Source organism: Vulcanimicrobium alpinum (assembly GCF_027923555.1).
Classification (GTDB): Bacteria; Vulcanimicrobiota; Vulcanimicrobiia; order Vulcanimicrobiales; family Vulcanimicrobiaceae; genus Vulcanimicrobium; species Vulcanimicrobium alpinum.
Genome location: NZ_AP025523.1, coordinates 1916534 through 1930741, shown reverse-complemented (window position 1 = coordinate 1930741; position 14208 = coordinate 1916534). Strand labels below are relative to the sequence as shown.

14 protein-coding genes, 1 tRNA gene and 1 pseudogene are annotated in these 14208 nt (G+C 69.0%); 12 read left to right on the top strand and 4 right to left on the bottom strand.

Going from position 1 to position 14208, the window contains the following annotated elements; genetic code table 11:
• Nucleotides 1-26: 26 nt before the first annotated feature.
• From WPS_RS09950 to WPS_RS09905, 10 genes are all read left to right on the top strand, one after another.
• Nucleotides 27-839: a Cof-type HAD-IIB family hydrolase gene (locus WPS_RS09950; protein ID WP_317994349.1), complete on the top strand. Its 813-nt coding sequence runs from the start codon at nt 27-29 to the stop codon at nt 837-839.
• A complete protein-coding gene (locus tag WPS_RS09945) occupies nt 836-1591 on the top strand; it encodes a cell division protein FtsQ/DivIB (RefSeq protein WP_317994348.1) in 756 nt (251 codons plus the stop codon). The genes WPS_RS09950 and WPS_RS09945 overlap by 4 nt, the downstream gene beginning before the upstream one ends.
• Before the next feature lie 70 nt (nt 1592-1661).
• The gene (gene ftsA / locus WPS_RS09940; RefSeq protein ID WP_317994347.1) at nt 1662-2936 is read left to right on the top strand and encodes a cell division protein FtsA; all 1275 of its coding nucleotides are present in this window, start codon (nt 1662-1664) and stop codon (nt 2934-2936) included.
• 45 nt (nt 2937-2981) lie between these two features.
• Entirely contained in the window at nt 2982-4052 is a 1071-nt protein-coding gene (gene ftsZ, locus WPS_RS09935) for a cell division protein FtsZ (protein ID WP_317994346.1), read from the top strand.
• Nucleotides 4053-4120: 68 nt separating this feature from the next.
• The gene (locus WPS_RS09930; RefSeq protein ID WP_317994345.1) at nt 4121-5119 is read left to right on the top strand and encodes a potassium channel family protein; all 999 of its coding nucleotides are present in this window, start codon (nt 4121-4123) and stop codon (nt 5117-5119) included.
• A gap of 44 nt (nt 5120-5163) precedes the next feature.
• A complete protein-coding gene (locus tag WPS_RS09925) occupies nt 5164-6345 on the top strand; it encodes a M20 metallopeptidase family protein (protein WP_317994344.1) in 1182 nt (393 codons plus the stop codon).
• 99 nt (nt 6346-6444) lie between these two features.
• Complete coding sequence (locus tag WPS_RS09920) at nt 6445-7059, top strand: sigma-70 family RNA polymerase sigma factor (protein ID WP_317994343.1); 615 nt, start codon at nt 6445-6447, stop codon at nt 7057-7059.
• 76 nt (nt 7060-7135) lie between these two features.
• Nucleotides 7136-7642: an SRPBCC family protein gene (locus WPS_RS09915; RefSeq protein ID WP_317994342.1), complete on the top strand. Its 507-nt coding sequence runs from the start codon at nt 7136-7138 to the stop codon at nt 7640-7642.
• A 77-nt stretch (nt 7643-7719) separates the two neighbouring features.
• Complete coding sequence (locus tag WPS_RS09910; RefSeq protein WP_317994341.1) at nt 7720-7992, top strand: FmdB family zinc ribbon protein; 273 nt, start codon at nt 7720-7722, stop codon at nt 7990-7992.
• Between the two features lie 3 nt (nt 7993-7995).
• Complete coding sequence (locus WPS_RS09905) at nt 7996-8331, top strand: hypothetical protein (RefSeq protein ID WP_317994340.1); 336 nt, start codon at nt 7996-7998, stop codon at nt 8329-8331.
• 10 nt (nt 8332-8341) lie between these two features.
• Here WPS_RS09905 and WPS_RS09900 read toward each other — a convergent pair whose 3' ends face one another.
• Entirely contained in the window at nt 8342-8611 is a 270-nt protein-coding gene (locus WPS_RS09900) for a hypothetical protein (RefSeq protein ID WP_317994339.1), read from the bottom strand.
• Between WPS_RS09900 and WPS_RS09895 the strand changes: the two genes are divergently transcribed.
• The gene (locus tag WPS_RS09895) at nt 8610-9335 is read left to right on the top strand and encodes a hypothetical protein (RefSeq protein WP_317994338.1); all 726 of its coding nucleotides are present in this window, start codon (nt 8610-8612) and stop codon (nt 9333-9335) included. The two genes, WPS_RS09900 and WPS_RS09895, sit on opposite strands and share 2 nt — an antisense overlap.
• Here the strand turns inward: WPS_RS09895 and WPS_RS09890 are convergent.
• The 3 genes and pseudogenes from WPS_RS09890 to WPS_RS18190 form a co-directional block, all read right to left on the bottom strand.
• The gene (locus WPS_RS09890) at nt 9330-10031 is read right to left on the bottom strand and encodes a hypothetical protein (RefSeq protein ID WP_317994337.1); all 702 of its coding nucleotides are present in this window, start codon (nt 10029-10031) and stop codon (nt 9330-9332) included. The genes WPS_RS09895 and WPS_RS09890 overlap by 6 nt on opposite strands.
• 250 nt (nt 10032-10281) lie before the next feature.
• Nucleotides 10282-10364 (bottom strand) — tRNA-Leu (locus tag WPS_RS09885).
• A 2373-nt stretch (nt 10365-12737) separates the two neighbouring features.
• Nucleotides 12738-13004: pseudogene (locus tag WPS_RS18190) on the bottom strand (beta-galactosidase); the annotation flags it as partial.
• A 158-nt stretch (nt 13005-13162) separates the two neighbouring features.
• On the opposite strand from WPS_RS18190, the gene WPS_RS09875 reads away from it, so the two are divergent.
• The gene (locus WPS_RS09875) at nt 13163-14191 is read left to right on the top strand and encodes an alpha/beta hydrolase (protein ID WP_317994335.1); all 1029 of its coding nucleotides are present in this window, start codon (nt 13163-13165) and stop codon (nt 14189-14191) included.
• Nucleotides 14192-14208 lie beyond the last annotated feature (17 nt).

The following is a 14208-nucleotide window of genomic DNA, read 5'->3' as shown; positions in this document are numbered from 1 at the left end:
GCGTGCGGCGAAAATGCCGGTCCGTCATGCTGTCATCGACGCGCATCCGGCTCGTGGCGCTCGATCTCGACGGAACGCTGGTCGGCGAAGATCTCGTCGTCAGCCCGCGCGTGCGCGATGCGGTCAAGGCCGCACGAGAACGCGGCGTCGCCGTCACCATCGTGACCGGCCGGATGTTCGCCGCGGCGCGCCCGTTCGCGCAGCTGCTCGAGATCGACGGTCCGATCGTGTGCTATCAGGGTGCGGCCGTCTTCGACGCTTCCTCCGGCGCGACGTTGCGCGAGACGCCGGTGCAGCCCGATGTCACGCGCGCGGTGCTCGAGTGGGCGAACGCGCACGGCGTGCACGCGCAATGCTACGCCGACGACCTGCTCTACGTCGAGGCGATCAACCGCTTTTCGAAGCGGTACACCGATCTCGCGCGCGTCGAGCCGCACGTCGTCCCGTCGCTGCGCGAGGCATTTGCGCACCGGCCGACGATCAAGATCGTCCTCGTCGACGAGGCGGCCCGTTCCGACGCGCACCTGGCGGCGTTGCGCGCATTGCTCGGTGACCGCGCCTACCTCACCCGCAGCCACGTCGACTTCGTCGAGGTGATCGACCCGCGCGTCAACAAAGGCGAAGCGCTCGCGTTCGTCGCGCAGCGCTGCGGCGTCGCGCTCGACGCGACGCTCGCCGTCGGCGACGCCTGGAACGACGTCCCGCTGCTGGACGCCGCCGCGGTCGGCGTCGCAATGGGTTCGGGACCGCCGGAGCTGCTCGCGCGCGCCGACCACGTCGTCGGCGACGTCGCCAACGACGGCGTCGCCGAGGCGATCGAACGGTACGTGCTCGCGTGAGCGCGAGCGCGCGTTCGCGCCGCAAGCCGTCGGTCGTCGCGCGCGTCCGGCCGTTCTGGATCATCGCCGCGGCGCTGGCGATCGCCTGCGCCGCGGCGGGCGCGTGGCTGGTGCAGGCACCGTGGTTTCGGATCGCGCGGATCGCGATCGACGTGCCGATCGGGTCTCCGGTCGACGCGCGCACCGTGCGCGGCGCCGCGGCGATCGTGCCGGGAAAGAACGTATGGCTTCTCGCACCGTGGCGAATCACGAGGCGCATCGAAGCGATCCCGTACGTCGACACCGCAACGCTGCGCCGCGGGCAGTTTCCGCAGCCCTATGTCGACCTCGCGATCACCGTGCGCCGGCCGACCGCGTGCATCGTTTCTGCGACGCAGACCGTCACGATCGACGCGACCGCGCGCGTGCTGCAGCGCGGCTGCGCGACGGCGTCGGCCGCGCGCATCGAATCGGGGCGCGCGCGCATCCCTGTACCGGGTGGGACGATCGCCGATGCGGCGATCGTGCGCCTCCTCGCCGACGCACGGATCCTCGCCGACGCGGACCTCGCCCCGCGGCGACTCGGCCGCGACCGCTGGGGCGGGCTGGACGCGGTCGATCCGAGCGGCGTGGTCCTCCATTTCGGCGAGGACGACGACCTCGCCAAGAAAGCCGCGCTGATCGCGCCGGTGCGTGCCGGGATCGGCGCGAAGCGGCCGCTCCGCGCGATCGACGTCCGCTCTCCCGCGACCCCGACCGTCGAGTTCCGGTAATCTGCGGGCGGCGTTCTCCACCGTCCTGTGGAGAGCGATCTGTGGACGAGTGTGGACGATCTTGTAGGTATTGCGGCGCTCGCCCCCAATATATGGTGGTGCTAGTGAAGGCGGTACGGTGATGGCTAGGGGCGAGACGATCGCCGGCCTGGACATCGGCACGACGAAGACGTGTGCCGTCATCGCCGCGTCGGGATCCGACGGACTCGAGATCCTGGGGGTCGGCGAAGCCCCCTCGACCGGGATGCGCAAAGGGGTCGTCACCGACCTCGAAGAGACGGTCCGCGCCATCGAGGCCGCCACCGAGAAGGCCGAGCGGATGGCCGGGGTCCACGTCTCGCACGTCTACGTCGGGGTTACCGGCGAGCACATGCAGTCGACGAACAACCGGGGCGTCGTCGCGGTCACCGGCGACGACCGCGAGGTGATTCAGACCGACGTGCGGCGCGTCGTCGACGCGTCGAAGATCATCAACTTGGCCGCCGACCGGCAGATCATTCACGCCCTGCCGCGTCACTTCACGATCGACGGTCAGGACGGCGTGACCGATCCCGTCGGGATGAGCGGCGGGCGGCTCGAGGTCGACACCCACATCGTCACCGGCGGTTCGTCGTTCATCTCGAACGTGCTGAAATGCGTGCACCGCGCCGGGCTCGAGACCGCCGGGATCGTTTTCGAGCCGCTGGCATCGTCGGCGTCGACGCTGCTTCCCGAAGAAAAACAGGTCGGCGTCGTGCTGCTCGACATCGGCGGCGGCACCACCGATATCGCGGTTTTCGCCGACGGCGGCGTCGTGCACTCGGCGACGATCCCAGTTGGCGGCAACATCCTCACCAACGACATCGCGCTCGGGCTGAAAACGACGTTCGCCGAAGCCGAGAACGTGAAGCGCACCTATGGTTCGGGCGTCGCGCGCGCGGACGAGACGGAGCGCATCTTTCAGGTGAAATCGCTCGACGGACGGAGCACGCGCGAGGTGACCTCCGCGCAATTGCGTTCGATCGTCCTGCCGCGCGTGCTCGAGATCTTCCGGCTCGCGAAGGCCAACGTCGTCGACCGGCTGCCGCGCGATCAAGTGCTCAGCGAAGTCGTCCTCACCGGCGGAGGCGCGCACCTGCGCGGGATCGAGACGACGGCCGCCGAGGTGTTCGGCCTGCCGGTGCGCGTCGGCGTCCCGTCGACGATTGCCGGGCTGACCGATGCCGTGAAACAGCCCGAATACGCGACGGCCGTGGGGCTCGTGCTGTTCGGCCCGCGCGGCGAGCAGTCGCCGCACGGGCTGAACGGTCACGGCAGCGGCGCGTTCGCGAAACTGTGGTCCTGGTTCACCTCGATCTGGAACTGATGGCAGGTTCCGATGCTCCCGCTCTTTCCGGAGGAACACGCGACGATGGCTGATGCGAAACGACTCGTCCCCGAACACGCGGCAACGATCAAGGTGATCGGACTCGGCGGCGGCGGCTGCAATGCGATCAATCGCATGGTGGACGCCGGGCTGCACGGGGTCGAATTCTATTCGATCAACACCGACGTGCAAGCGCTGCGCGCCAGCAAGACCAACAACACCGTGCAGATCGGGAGCGGGCTCACCCGCGGTCTCGGCGCCGGCGCCAATCCGAACATCGGGCGCGAAGCCGCCGACGAGTCGCGCGAAGATCTCGCGATGATCCTCGACGGGGCCGACCTCGTGTTCATCACCGCCGGGATGGGCGGCGGGACCGGGACGGGCGCGGCACCGATCGTCGCCGAGCTCGCGCGCGAATCTGGCGCGCTCACCGTCGCGGTGGTGACGAAGCCGTTCGCGTTCGAAGGCCGCAAGCGCATGCAGTCCGCGGAGCGCGGGATCGCCGACCTCGAAGCGAAGGTCGACACGCTCATCACGATCCCCAACGAACGCATCCTGCAGATCATCGAGAAGCGCACGCCGCTCAACGAAGCGTTCACCTACGCCGACGACGTGCTCCGTCAGGGGATCCAGGGGATCAGCGACTTGATCACCCAGCCCGGGCTGATCAACCTCGATTTCGCCGACGTGAAGACGATCATGACCGACGCCGGCTCGGCGATGATGGGGATCGGCGAAGGCTCCGGCGAGCATCGCGCCGCCGACGCCGCGCAGAAGGCGATCGCCTCGCCGCTGCTCGAGACTACGATCGAAGGCGCGCGCGGCGTGATCTTCAACATCACCGGCGGCCTCGATCTCTCGATGTACGAAGTCAACGAAGCGGCCGAAATGATCTCGCGCGCCGTCGACAGCGAAGCGCAGATCATCTTCGGCGCGTCGATCGATCCGGAGATGCAGGGGAAGGTACGCGTCACCGTCCTTGCGGCCGGGTTCGGCGGTCGTCCGCACCGCACGACCACCGCGGCGTCGCTCGGCCAGCCGATCGAGTTCGACAAAGTCGCACCAGTCAACATGGACGACATCGAGGTCCCGGCGTTCCTGCGCTACCGGAGCTGAACGGCGCAGGCTGCCGGCGACACGCGTAACGGTAGGCTCCGTGCGCGCAGAGAAGAAGCGCGCCGTGTATGAGGCAGCGAGCCGTCGTTCCGCGTCCGTTGCTGCTCGCCGGCGTGCTGCTGATCGGGGTGCTGGCCGCCGGGACGGCGGGCTACGCCGTCTTGGAAGGGTGGGCGTGGTTCGACGCCTTCTACATGACGGTCACGACGATCACGACCGTCGGGGGCGGCGAGCCGGCGCCGCTCCGCCTCGCCGGAAAGATCTGGACGATCGTCGTCGTCGCGGTCGGCTTCGGCGTTCTGACCTACACAGTGCTGGCGCTCATGGCGTACGTGATCGAGGGCCAGCTGGGCCGCGCCGTCGAGCAGCGCCGGATGGGCGCACGAGTCCGTAGGATGCGGGATCACTTCATCCTCTGCGGCTTCGGCCGTGTCGGCGCGGAGATCGCGCGTGAATTCACCGCCGAGAAGATCGAGTTCGTCGTCGTCGACATCAACGAAGATTCGCTGGAACGCGCCGCGGCGCTGGGCGCGGCGGTTGTGTTCGGCAACGCCGCCGACATCGAGACGCTGAAGGCGGCGGGCGTCGAGCGCGCGCGCGGGCTCGTCACCGCGGTCGACAGCGACGCGGACAACGTCTACGTGACGCTCTCGGCGCGCGTCCTCAAAGACGATCTCTTCATCATCGCGCGCGCCAACGCGGCCGACGCGGAACCAAAACTGCGTCTGGCCGGCGCGAACCGCGTCGTCTCGCCGTACACGATCGGCGGGCGGCGCCTCGCGAGCCTGGCGATGCGCCCGACCGCCGTGGAGTTCGTCGACACCGTCCTCTCCGCCGGCAACTCGCAGCTGCTGCTCGAAGACCTCTCGATCGCCGTGGGTTCGAAGTGGGTGGGGCATCCGCTGGGGACGCTGATCGGCGAGAGCGACGAAGCGGTGGTGCTGGCGATGAAGCGCGATGGCACGATGCTCTTTCGCCCGGCCGCCGCGACGACGCTCAAGACCGGCGACGACCTCGTCGTCGCCGGACCGCCCGCGGCGATCCGCGCGCTGGAGCAGCGTTTGTAACCGATGCGGCAAGAGTGCGAAGCGCCCGTTCGGAACCCAGCGGGGTGACGACGATAACGCTTCCTGAGGGGACCGCGGAACGCGCGATCGCGATCCGCCGCGAGATCCATCGGCATCCCGAACTGGGGTTCGAAGAACACAACACGCAGGCGATCGTCGAGCGCGAGCTCGACGAACTCGGGATCGCGCATCGCCGCGTCGCCGGAACCGGCGTCGTCGCCGTCGTCCGCGGCGCGCATCCGGGTCGCGTGAGCGGCCTGCGGGCCGACATGGACGCGCTGCCGATCCTCGAGGATTCCGGTGAGCCATGCGCGTCGGAGATCAAAGGGAAGATGCACGCGTGCGGTCACGACGCGCACACGGCGATGCTGCTCGGCGCTGCGCGGACGCTGCAGCTCACGCGCGACGATCTGCACGGTGCCGCCGTGCTGCTCTTTCAGCCGGCGGAAGAAGGCCCGGGCGGTGCGCTGCCGATGATCGAGGCGGGCGCCCTCGACGATCCCACGGTCGACGCCGTCACCATGCTGCACGTCGATCCGCGGCTCGCGACCGGAACGATCGGGATCACTCCGGGGCCGGTCAACGCGGCCGCCGACGAATTCCATTTGACGATTCGCGGCAAAGGCGGTCACGGCGCGTACCCGCACAAAGCGATCGACGTGATCCCGTGCGCCGCCGCGACGATCTTGGCGCTGCAGAACGTCGCGGCGCGCGAGACCGATCCGCTGGCGTCGATCGTGGTGACGATCGGGACGATCGAGGGCGGCTACCGCAACAACGTGATCGCGGATCGCGTGCACATGACGGGAACCGTGCGCACGCACGACCCCGCGATCCGCGCAGCGGCGGAAGAGAAACTGCGCCGCATCGTCGACGGCGTCGCGGCGGCCTATGGCGCGCGCGCGGAACTGCAGATGCTCTACGGCTACCCGCCCGTCGTCAACGACGCGGCGCTCGCGAACGGCTTCGCCGCCTACATGCGGGAGCACGCGCGGATCCCGGTCCAGCGGCCGGCGCCGACGATGGGCGGCGAGGACTTCGCCTACTTCGCCCAGCGAGTTCCGGGCGTGATGGTGCGTCTGGGGATTTACAGCGAAGCGGCCGGCTCGATCCACTCCGGGCACAGCCCGCAGTTTCGCCTCGACGAGGACGCGATCCCGACCGGGATCGCGACGCTCGTCGCTTTCGCCCGCGCCGTGGGAGACGGCTCGGTTCCGCTCGCCTGAGGCGACCGTCGGCCATCTCACATACCGGCGCGCTCCATCCCGGTATTGTTTCGATCCAAGGCCAGCCGGATGGCGGCCGGGATGGAGGTTCGAATCGGGATGGCTGGTGCCCTCAGGAAGATGCTCGGCGTCGAACAGCAGCTCCGCGCGGAACGCGATCTGCGACTGATCGAAGACTACCGTGCCGGCCGGCAGGCCGCGTTCGACGAACTCGTGCAAGCCTACGAATCGACGGTGCACCGCATCCTCGCGCAGCTCAACGTCGGATCGACCGACGTCGAGGACCTCGCGCAGGAAGTGTTCCTGCGGATCTACCGCAACCTGCATCGTTTTCGCGGCCAGTCGTCGTTCTACACGTGGCTCTACCGCATCACGATCAACGTCTTCTTCGATCACAACAAGAAGCGCAAACGCGCCGACGTGCGCCTGCAGCGCCTGCAGAACGCGATGGTCGACGTCTCGAACGTGCACGCCGATCCCGACGATCCGTTCCGCGTGACGTTCGAACAACTGACGCGCGACACGTTCAGCCGCGCGATCGCGACGCTCCCCGAGCCGTTCCGCGACGTCGTCGCGATGCGCGAAGTCGACGATCTCTCGTACGAGGAGATCGCCCTTCAGACCGGGATCTCGATCGGCACCGTCCGCTCGCGCCTGTCGCGCGCACGGGCCCGGCTCAAGGAACTGCTCCGCCCCGAACTCGCGGCCGCCTAGCCTCCACCGTTTCCCGCACAATATCTTGTGGTTCGGCGCAGGTCCGGACCACAAGATGCGCCGAAACGCGTGATCCATGGCTCTGTCGTCCGTGTCCGTCGACCGGCCGTCAGCGCGGGCGCTCCACCGCTGCCAGGACCTCGCTTCGCCCGCGCGGACCGCATTCGATCTTGCCTGCGAGGTCGAAAAGTGGCCGGTCTGGTTATCGTTCATTCGCAGCGCGCGACGCGTCGCTGCCGACGAACCGCTCGCGCTGGGGAGCGAGGTGGCGATCCGCTCCAACGTCCCCGGCGACGACGAGGAACTCTTCGAAGTCGACCGCTTCATCCCGGGCCACCAGCTCTCGCTCGTCGGCGCGTTCAGCGTGCGGCGGCGGATCGACATCCGCGTCGAGCAGAAGTCCGAGCGTTCGCGCGTCGTCGTCCGGGTGGACTATCCGACCTACGGCGGCTTCGTCGGGAAGGTGATCGACCGCCTGACCCGGCGGCGGCGGCTCGATGCGGCGCTCAATGACGCGCTGATCCACTTCAAAGGGCTCTGCGAGTTCGAGCGCGAGCCGGATGCGCTCTTGAGCGACTTCTAACGTCTAGCACTCGTTGACGAGGTCTGCTAACTCGGGTAGACTGATGCTCAGCGCCTTTCCATCGCCCGGAGATCTCCTTGCCGCTCTACGACTACCAATGCCGCACGTGCCAGACGGTGCATGAAGTGCGTCACGGCTTCCGCGAGGCCTACGACGGCGTGTGCCCCTCCTGCGGCGGACCCGTCGCCCGCGTGTTCAATCCGGCCGGGATCGTCTTCAAGGGTTCGGGGTTCTACGTGACCGACTCGCGCAAGGCACCCGCCTCGCCGGACTCCTCGTCATCGACCTCCACGTCCGCATCGCCGGCCGCGCCGGCTTCCGGCTCCGGGAAGAGCGAGTCGGCCGCTTAGCGCATGGAGCCGACGGCGATCGTTTGGGCGGCGACGGCCGCCGCGCTGATCGTCGTTGCGGTCCTCGCCGGCGTGAACGCCAAGCGGGCGGCCGATGAGCTCTCGCGGATCTCGAAGCGCGTGAACGCCTTTGCCGACCTGCCGCTGAACGCGGCGCTGGCGAAGGCCGGCACCGACGCAGCTCGGCTTTCAACGGCGCTCGACCAGATGACGCCGCTCGTGGCGCGCGCCCAGACCGCGATCGCGACGATCCGGCGCGGGCCGATCCCCCCCGACGTGGTCGGCGGGATCGTGCGGATCGGCGTCGAGGTCCAGGCGCTCCAGCAGTTCATCCCGTAGCGCACGGCGGTCAACGGGCTTCGGGCTGTTCCGGCTCGTCGGGCGGTTCCCACGACCAGCCGAAGCCGCTCTTCGGCGGCTCGGGCGCGGCCGCGCCGCCGAACGGCGGTTCGTCGTCGGGCAGCGCGAACGGCGTGCCGAATGGCGTCGCAGCGGGCGGCGTGGGCTGACGCGGCGGCGCCGGCTGTTGCGGAGCCGCGGGCCGTTGCGCCGATCCCGAGGGCGGCAGCGGCGGCGGTGCGGCGGCAACCGGCCCCGGCCGCAGGGGAGGCGGCGGCATGACCGGCTCGTCGTCGCCGAAGCCGAAGCCCCGGGCGGCCAGGCGGGCGCCGTCGCGGTCGCCGGATGCGGCGGAGCCGGCGGCGGCGGAGATGGTGCGACTCTGCGAGAGCCTCGCGCGGCGCAGGCGGCGGCATCGCGAGATCGACGTCGCGCCTCGCGCGCGCGTAGAGCGCCGCGATGCGTTTGCCGAGCGGGTCGGCCGGCGGCGACGGTTCGACGATCACGACGCGACCTGCGACGCGCCCCATCTCCGAGATCACCTGCGCGTGAAAGCCCGGATCGATCTCGTGCAGGTAGTGCATCGCGATCGCGGCGTCGTACGCGCCTTCGGAGGCGGGTATCATCGTCGCGCTGCCGCGCAGCACCGTCGCGGCGCAGTCTTCGATCTTCGCGATCGACGCGTCGTCGGCCGCGATCGCCGTCGTCACCGCGCCGATCTCCACCGCGCGCTTGACCCACGCCCCATCGTTGGCGAGTCTGAGCACGAGGAGGCGATCGCCTGGCCGAAGGGCGAGCGCATCCCAGATCTGCTCGTCGATCCGATACGACTCGCGTTGAAACTCGGAAGCGCTGGTCATCGTGACGCGGTGTTCTTCGCTCTCGCTGCCGCACTCCCCGTAGACGCCGAATGCGGAGAAGCCGCGCTCGCGCGCGGCTTCTCGTGCGTCGCCTCGATCCGGCCGTCCGCGCGGCGGCGCGGCCCGGCGAGCGCGGTTCTATGACTCGGTAAACGTGCTGCTGAAGGTGCCGGAACCGTCGCTGGTCGTCGTGCCGTTCTCGAAGAAGCAATCTTCGCCGAATGAAAGACCGACCGTCTGCACGTTGGCGATCGCGGCTTCGAACGCCGCCGTCGTCGCCGGGTCGTTGGTGCCGAGTTTTCCATTGAAGTCGGACCACTTTGCGGGATCGTTGACTTTTTGCGTCAGATTCGTCGTGCCGTTGGCCAGCACCCATGAAACCGGGTTCGACCACCAGTAGTTCGTGTACGCGAACCCGCCCTGACCCTGCGTGATGAAAAAGAAGCGGACTGCAGGTGGATTTCGGCAACCGCCGCCGAGATGGTCCACGAACGCCCCGGTAGCGCCGCTGATCGACAGCGCAGCATTCAATGTCTTTGCGCTGAGATCGCCGGTCAGCGTATTTGCGTCCGTCGTCAGCCGCGCCGTGTAGACGCCCTTCTGGAAGTGAAACGTCGCCGTGCCGTTCGCGTAGTCGGCGGGCGTCGGCGTAATATTCGTGTCCGCAGGATTGTAGTTATAGACCGACCATGCAGCGGCGCTGTTCAAGGAGCTCGATGCCGGTGCGCGCCCGACGCCGGCCGGAAGCGACGTGCCGGCATTGACGCCGCAAGCGGCGAGAAGAAGGCCGAGCGCAGCGCTGGAAACGGCAAGAAGAGCCCCGGTTTTGAAAGAGATCATCCCGTAAAACCTCCGAGCGTGGTCCAGGTCGAGTCGGCTCGAGTACAAAACGTCGAGGCGATCGCCGGCACTGCCGCCCGGGCAACGCGCCAGCCGACAAACGCTAACGGAATCGTCGCCTTCCGCGGCGCCATCTCCTCCAAGCGATGGTACGATGGGCGCACCGCCGCGCTCGTACTCGCAGTTGCAGCACCGTCGGACCACTGTATGATGCAAAAGAAAACCGTGCCCGTCGGCGCGGTTCGGTCATTGGGGAAGGTGGGACTCGAACCCACATGAGCTCTCACTCGGTCGCTTTTGAGGCGACTGCGTATACCGTTTCGCCACTTCCCCGTCGGTAAACGGGGATGCGTTCGCGGCGACCCATCGGTGCTCCGCTTCCGCTAAGCGCCTCAGATCCTCGCCCTTCGCGGTGCCCGCGTCGCGAAGCGTGATGCGGTGCCAGCGACTGCCGCCCGTTTCGGGGGCGAAACGCAGCTGCAGCGTCCCGTTGCTGCGCGCAGGCGTCCAGGATGCCGCCGCGATCTCCGCCGGTGTCCACGCCGCGACGAGTTGCGGGAACGCGATCTCGCCCCGACGCGGGTCGGGATCTCCGTCGACGACCGTACCGCCGGCGATCGCGGAGAGTGAGACGAGAGCGCGCGCCGCGTCGCCGGCTCCCGGGGTGAAGCGTTCGTCGACGATGAGCCGCGGATCGTCGCCCGCGAGCATTACGACGCGCTCGAACAACGGTGAGCCGGGAAGATCGGGCGCGCGGTAGCGCAGGTACGCGCCCGCGCCGCGCGCGGTTTCGAACGTGCAGGGCTCGTACGGGCGGTTGAACGTCCCCGCGGGATACGTGTGCGTGTATTTTGCAATCCGGTCGGTCGTCGACAGCGGGAGCGCCGGGAAGATGTCGTCGCGCAGCGCTCCGGTCGCGTCGACGTCGTTCCTGGCGCCGGCACCGTACATGACGAGGCGCGCGCCGCCGTCCGGGACGATGACGGCGAACGCGTTCGCGTTGCGCAGCACGATCTCTCGCGCGCCGTCGGCAAACGCATCGATCGTCGTTACGTGCGCGCCGGCGGACGGGGAACTCTCCGGGCTGGGGAATGCGATACGTGCGTTCGGAGCAAGATGGACACGCGCCGCACCAGGCGCACCGTCGTCGCGGGACGACGGATGGGTCCACCGGACGTCGCGCACTCGGCGTCTGCCGGCGATCGTCGTGACGACCCGGCACGGCGCACCGGCGAGATCGAAGGCTGGAATCGTGGCCGCCGGCGCTCCCGTTGAAACGGGCCCCGGTATCGCCGTCACCTGCGCGGCCGACACGACGCCGAACTCCGGCAGCGGTTCGCCGTGCCCGACGACCGCGCACGACGTCGTCAGGCGATCTCCGGCACGAAAAGCGCTCCGCACGAACGGCAAGTCGACGCCGCCGGCGACGATGCGCGCTTCGCGCGGCAGAACCGTGAACGGCACGAGCCCGGAGAACGCCGGTCCGAGCGCGCGCGGATCGATCCTCCGCGGCGCGCTGCTCCAGTTTTCGATCGCGGCGAAGGTGCCGTGACGCCCGCGCAGCAGCGTCACGTCGCCCGGCGCCGCGCCGCGCACCGCTGCAACGTCGCCGACGACACGGACGCCGAGCCGCCGCGCCCGCGCGACCAGCGCGGCCGACGCACGCCGTACGGCATCGTGCAGCACGAGCGCCGGCGCTGCGCGCAGCCGCGCATCGTCGACCTGCAGCGGATCGATCGCGTCGCAGACGATGCCGCCTGCACGGCACGCGGCAAGATCGGTTTTGATCGCGCCCGCTGCCGCGTACGCATCTCCGCGTCCGTCGTAGACGACGGCCGCGTCGCTGACACGATGCGCTTCTTCGAGCGCCGGCCCGTAGAATGCGAGCGTCGAGAGCATCGGCTGCGTCGTGAACCAGCGCGACGCGTACGCTGCGGAATCGCCGGCGGACGGCGCCCGCAGTTCGAGATCGTACGCCGCATCCCAGGCGTAGAGCGCGTTCGAGAACGGTGCTTCCCAGCCGAACGGCGCCAGCGTGTCGTGGAGCGGAAAATCGATCAGTCCTTTGAGCCCCCAGCCCGCGAGCTCGCCGATCGCGAGCGACGTGTTGGTGGGATCGGCGGGCCGGGGCTGCGGATCTTCGGGTCCCGCGAGCCAGCCGGCCTGGAATTCGCTGTACGCCAGCGGCACCGCGGCCTGCGTGCGCAGCGAGGCGGTCGCGAACGCGAGCTCCGCGCGATCGTGCTCGCCGATCGAGAACGCATCGCTCTGGTACCAGTTCCCCATCGCCCACACCGGGGACGACGAGGGTACCTTCATCTCGTAGGTGTTGATGAAGAGCGGCGTCGCGGGTCCGACGACATCGCGCACCTGTCGCTCGAGCCACTGCAGGTACGCATGCAGGTGCGGCGCCGGATAGGTGTCGTTGTCGAGATACGCACCCTGATCGTCGTCGAGCTGGACCGCGAGCACGCGATCGGCGACGGGCCGGAACTCCTCGAGCGCGCGGTGCAGCCACCGCCCGGCGTACCGCAAGTGCGTGGCGTTGCGCATCCACTCCGCCGCGGCGTCGTCGCTGTGCGCGTTCTGCAGCGTCGCGGTCGCGGGATAACGCCCTTCGAGCACGTCGTGCAGGGGCATCCCGTACTCGGGACGTTCGAGCAGCCACGCCGGATAGCCGCCGTTGCGCCACTCGTTGCGGATCACCGGGCCGGGACGAACGACGAAGAAGAACCCCAACTCCTCGCCGAGCCGCAGCACCTCGCGCAGATCGCGGCGCGGGCTCGTGTGCCCGTCGAAATCGAAGACACCGTCCGCGGTTTCGTGCCAGTTCCACGGGACGTACAGATCGATCGTGTTGGCGCCGACCTCGCGCATGCGCAGCATCGCATCGCGCCAGCGCTCGCGCGGAATCCGTTCGTAAAAGAAGGCGCCGCCGACGAAGAAGAACGGCCGGCCGTCGAGCGCGAGCATCGGATCGCCGTCCGCGCTTCGCGTGACGATCGCATGACCAAACGACGGGGCGGCGGCGGCGGACGCGGGGAACGCGAGCAGCAGCGCGCACGCGACGACCGTCGCCAGCGCCCCACGAAGGCCCCGAAAAGCGCTCATGCGAACGCCTTCGCCGTCCCGTGAACGAACTCTCGCACCTGCTCGGCCTGCGCGGAACGCTGCACGTCGACACCATCGACAGCCCCGCACTGCGGGGAAACCCGCTCGGCGATCCGTCGGAACGTCCGCTCGCGGTGTACACGCCGCCCGGCTACGACGCCCAAGGCTCCGTGCGGTATCCGGTGCTGTACTGCCTGCACGGCTACACCGGCGATGTCGGCGCCTTGGTGTCGTCGCGCAAATGGGAGTTCAACGTCGTGCAATGGCACGACCGCTTGATCGCCGAGGGACGGATGCCGGCCGCGATGCTGGCGATCGTCGACGGCTTCACGCGCCTAGGCGGATCGCAGTACGTCGACTCGATCCACAATGGCGACTACGCCACCTACACGGTGCGCGACGCGATCGGCCATGTCGACGCGCGTTACCGCACGATCCCCTATGAAGGCGGCCGCGCGGTCTTCGGCAAGTCCTCGGGAGGCTTCGGCGCCCTGCACCTGTCGCTCGCGTATCCGGGGACCTTCGCCGCGTTCGCATCGCACAGCGGCGACGCGTACTTCCGCTACGCGCACCTGCCGTCGTTCCCCGCCGCGCAGCGGACGCTCGAGGGGTTCGCGTCGCTCGAGGCGTTCGTCGAGGCGTTCGAGGCGCGGCCGAAGCGGCCGCAGCACTTCTACGCGACGATTGAGATGCTCGGCTACGCGGCCGCGTATTCGCCGGCGGCGGCGCAGCGCTGGGCGATCGACCTGCCGTGGGACGCGAAGACCGGCGCGCTGCGCGACGACGTCTTCGCGCGCTGGCTGGCGTTCGATCCGTGCGAACGCGTCGCGGCCGGCCGCGATGCGCTCGCGCGCCTGCGGCTGCGCTATCTCGATTGCGGCCGGTGCGACGAGTACGGTCTCGACATCGGCGCGCGCGTCTTCACCGAGCGCTGTCGCGACCTCCGCCTCGACGTAAGGCACGAAGAGTTCGACGACGATCATCGCAACGTCGGCTACCGCTACGAGATCTCGCTCCCCGCGCTCGCGGCCGTCCTCGACCGCGGCTGAGAAACGACAACACCGGA

What these genes read in the sequence shown, in the direction of transcription:
- WPS_RS09890 (WP_317994337.1), bottom strand. Translation starts at nt 10,031, where the DNA reads ATGATCTCTTTCAAAACCGGGGCTCTTCTTGCCGTTTCCAGCGCTGCG.
- WPS_RS09895 (WP_317994338.1), top strand. Translation starts at nt 8,610, where the DNA reads ATGACCGGCTCGTCGTCGCCGAAGCCGAAGCCCCGGGCGGCCAGGCGG.
- WPS_RS09930 (WP_317994345.1), top strand. Translation starts at nt 4,121, where the DNA reads ATGAGGCAGCGAGCCGTCGTTCCGCGTCCGTTGCTGCTCGCCGGCGTG.
- WPS_RS09900 (WP_317994339.1), bottom strand. Translation starts at nt 8,611, where the DNA reads ATGCCGCCGCCTCCCCTGCGGCCGGGGCCGGTTGCCGCCGCACCGCCG.
- WPS_RS09905 (WP_317994340.1), top strand. Translation starts at nt 7,996, where the DNA reads ATGGAGCCGACGGCGATCGTTTGGGCGGCGACGGCCGCCGCGCTGATC.
- WPS_RS09950 (WP_317994349.1), top strand. Translation starts at nt 27, where the DNA reads ATGCTGTCATCGACGCGCATCCGGCTCGTGGCGCTCGATCTCGACGGA.
- WPS_RS09915 (WP_317994342.1), top strand. Translation starts at nt 7,136, where the DNA reads ATGGCTCTGTCGTCCGTGTCCGTCGACCGGCCGTCAGCGCGGGCGCTC.
- WPS_RS09920 (WP_317994343.1), top strand. Translation starts at nt 6,445, where the DNA reads ATGGCTGGTGCCCTCAGGAAGATGCTCGGCGTCGAACAGCAGCTCCGC.
- ftsZ (WP_317994346.1), top strand. Translation starts at nt 2,982, where the DNA reads ATGGCTGATGCGAAACGACTCGTCCCCGAACACGCGGCAACGATCAAG.